Here is a 3,042-nt window from a genome sequence, read left to right as displayed (position 1 = left end):
TGCCTCGCCCTGCCCGCAAAAGGGGTGTTCCATGTCGCACCATGCCTCGGCCATGGCCGAATCCGCCCCGGACCCTTCGGAGCCTTCCGGCGGCCCGGCCGCCCATCCACGGGTCCGCGAACCACTCGTCTTCGTCCTGCTCGCCGTACTGTCCGTCGTCGGGGCCGTCATCGGCGCCGATCTCGTCGCCAAGCTCGGCATCTCCGCCAACACCTCGGTCGTCGGCGCGCTGATCGCCATGCTGATCGGCCGCGTCCCCCTGGCCGGGCTGCGCAAGATGCGCTCCGTCCACCGGCAGAACCTCGCCCAGAGCGCCATCTCCGCCGCCACCTTCGCCTCGGCCAACGCCCTGCTGACCTCCATCGCCGTGCCGTATGTCTTCGGGCGCCGGGACCTGGTCTGGCCGATGCTCGCGGGCGCGTTCATCGGACTGCTCATCGATACGTGGGTGCTGTACCGCTCCTTCGGTTCCCGGCTGCTGCCCGCAACCGCCGCCTGGCCGCCGGGCACCGCCGCCGCGGAGACGATCAAGGCAGGGGACAAGGGCGGCAAGCGCGCGCTCGTGCTCGGCGCGAGCACGCTCGTCGGTGTCGGCGGCACACTGCTGGCCCTGCCGCTGTCCGCCGCAGGCGTGGCGTTCCTGGGCAATGTCTGGGCGCTGCTGATGTTCGGGGTGGGCCTCGGGCTGCGGGAATTCAGCCCCGCGCTGTTCCACACCGATCTGGGCGCGGGCTATGTTCCGCACGGCGTCATGGTCGGCGCCGGGATCGTGGCACTCGGCCAGGCCGCCGTCCTGCTGGTACGACGCCGCGGCACGGCCCGGAAGCCCGCCGAGCACCTGCACTCCCCTGCCGGCGCCGCTGAGGCATCCACCGCTGAGGCATCCGCCGCTGGGGCATCCGCCGTTGGGGCCACTGCCACCGACCCGACCACCGCCACCACCGTCGACGAGTCCGCCCTGCGCCGTACCCTCCTGCGCGGCTACGCCCTCTTCGTCGCCGGCGCCGCCGTCCTCGCGGTCGTGGGCGGACTCCTGGGCGAGATGAGCCCCGCGGGCATCGTCGGCTGGGTACTCTTCGCCGCGTTCGCCGCCCTCGTGCACGAGCTCATCGTCGGGCTGGCGGCCATGCAGTCCGGCTGGTTCCCGTCCTTCGCCGTCACCCTGATCTTCCTGGTCTTCGGCCTGCTCATCGGCATCCCGTCCGTACCGCTCGCCCTGCTCGTCGGCTATGTGTCCGCCACCGGCCCGGCCTTTGCCGACATGGGGTACGACCTCAAGGCCGGCTGGCTGCTGCGGCGTGACCACCGGCCCTGGGACCCGTACGAGCGCGAAGGCCGCCGCGAGCAGTTCCGCGCCGCCCTGATCGGCTTCGCCGCCGCGCTCGTCGTCGTCGCCGTGCTGTGGCAGTCGTACTTCCGGCAGGGCCTGATCCCGCCCGTCGCCAAGGTCTACGCGGACACCGTCCGGCACGGTCTCGGCGACCCGGGTGTGCTCAGCACGATGCTGCTGTGGGCCGTCCCCGGGGCGCTGGTCCAGCTCATCGGCGGCACCCGCCGCCAGATGGGCGTCATGCTCGCCACCGGCCTGCTCATCCTCACCCCGCACGCCTGCTGGCTGGTGCTCGCCGCGCTCGCCGTACGCGTCGCGTACCGGAAGCTGCGCGGGGCACGGGCCGACGAGGAACTGAACCTCGTCGGCGCCGGACTCATCGCGGGCAGCTCGCTCGGCGACTCCGCGCAGATCATCAAGGCGGGCTGACGACGTACGTGTTCACCACGGCCCGGCCGCCACCGCCTCCCTCCGCCCGCACCCACCACGACGTACGCACAAGGAGAAGAACACCATGGAGATGTACAGCCGCCTCGAACCGCGCGCTGAGTACCTCGCCTTCGAACTCGCCATCGCCGCCCGCAAGCTCGTCGAGCAGGTCATGCTGGTCAAGCCGGGCGAGCATGTCGTCCTCACCGGCGACACCAGCAGCGACCGCCGGGTGGTCGACGCGACCGCGCAGGCCGTCGCCGCCGCGGGCGCCCACCCCGTCGTCGTCTGGTACGAGACCCTGCCCAGCTCCTCCATGGAGCCGCCGCGGCCGGTCGCGGGCGCGATCGCCGACGCCGATGTGTGGATCGAGTTCGCGGTGTCGTACGTCATGCACTCCGACGCCTTCCGCACCGCCATGGCGAACGGCTGCCGGTACACCAACCTCACCGCCGTGGACGTGCACATGCTCGTGGCCACGGTGGGCCGCCCCGACTTCGAAGGCGTGATGAAGCTCGGCAAGGCACTCGTACGCCTGCTGGAGCAGGCCGACGAGGTGCGCATCACCTCCCCCAACGGCACGGACCTGGTCGGCCGCAACGGCGACCGTCCCATCAATCTGCGCGGCAAGCCCGCCGAGAAGCCCGGCGAGACGGTCATGCTCTCCGGCCAGATCTCCTGGAATCCCCTGGAGGAGACCCAGGACGGCGTCCTCGTCTTCGACGGCGCCCTGTGGCCGCCGGACCAGCTCGGCCTGCTGCGCTCGCCGGTCCGCTGCACCGTCGAGAAGGGCGTCGTCACCAGGATCGAGGGCGGCCAGGACGCGGATGTCTTCCGCCGCTGGATGGAGTCCTGGAACGACCCGAACATGTTCCGCATCGCGCACTGGTCGCTCGGCTTCAACCCGGGCGTGCCCGCGCCGACCGGCCGCATCGTGGAGGACGAGCGCGTCTTCGGCTGCGTGGAGCTGGGCATCGGCACCAAGGGGGCGTGGATCGGCGGCGAGCCGTGGGTCGCCGCCGCCCACACCGACGGCTCGGTGCTCGGCCCGTCCATTTACCTCGACGGCGAGGCCATCGAGAAGGACGGCGTCTACGTCCACCCCGAACTCGTGGAAATCTGCCGCGAGCTGGGCGTCGAGGGCTACTGAGATTCCCGGGTCTCCGGGGGTGTCCGCGCAGGGCGCCCCCGGAGGCGTACGCACACGCACTCGTCCGTCATCGCATCATTGGAATCTCCCCAATGTGAAACCCCCCCATGACGACTGGAGCCCACCCATGACG

At 71.3% G+C, this 3,042-nt stretch carries 2 protein-coding genes; both read left to right on the top strand.

All coding sequences use genetic code 11. The annotated features are described in order from the left end of the window. Positions 1–31 precede the first annotated feature (31 nt). Positions 32–1,759: an OPT/YSL family transporter gene (locus CCS38_RS29720; RefSeq protein WP_223736433.1), complete on the top strand. Its 1,728-nt coding sequence runs from the start codon at positions 32–34 to the stop codon at positions 1,757–1,759. Positions 1,760–1,844: 85 nt separating this feature from the next. Then, positions 1,845–2,909 carry a 2,5-dihydroxypyridine 5,6-dioxygenase NicX family protein gene (locus CCS38_RS29715; protein WP_223736432.1) on the top strand — a complete coding sequence of 355 codons (1,065 nt, stop codon included), beginning with the start codon at positions 1,845–1,847 and terminating at the stop codon, positions 2,907–2,909. Positions 2,910–3,042: the final 133 nt, after the last annotated feature.

It is taken from the genome of Streptomyces purpurogeneiscleroticus (assembly GCF_020024005.1).
GTDB classification, from domain to species: Bacteria; Actinomycetota; Actinomycetes; order Streptomycetales; family Streptomycetaceae; genus Streptomyces; species Streptomyces purpurogeneiscleroticus.
The sequence above is the reverse complement of the archived record's forward strand: the minus strand, read 5'-3'. Positions and strand labels throughout refer to the sequence as shown.

Excerpts from the sequence above, each read along its gene's own strand:
- CCS38_RS29720 (WP_223736433.1), top strand. The coding sequence starts at position 32 with ATGTCGCACCATGCCTCGGCCATGGCCGAATCCGCCCCGGACCCTTCG.
- CCS38_RS29715 (WP_223736432.1), top strand. The coding sequence starts at position 1,845 with ATGGAGATGTACAGCCGCCTCGAACCGCGCGCTGAGTACCTCGCCTTC.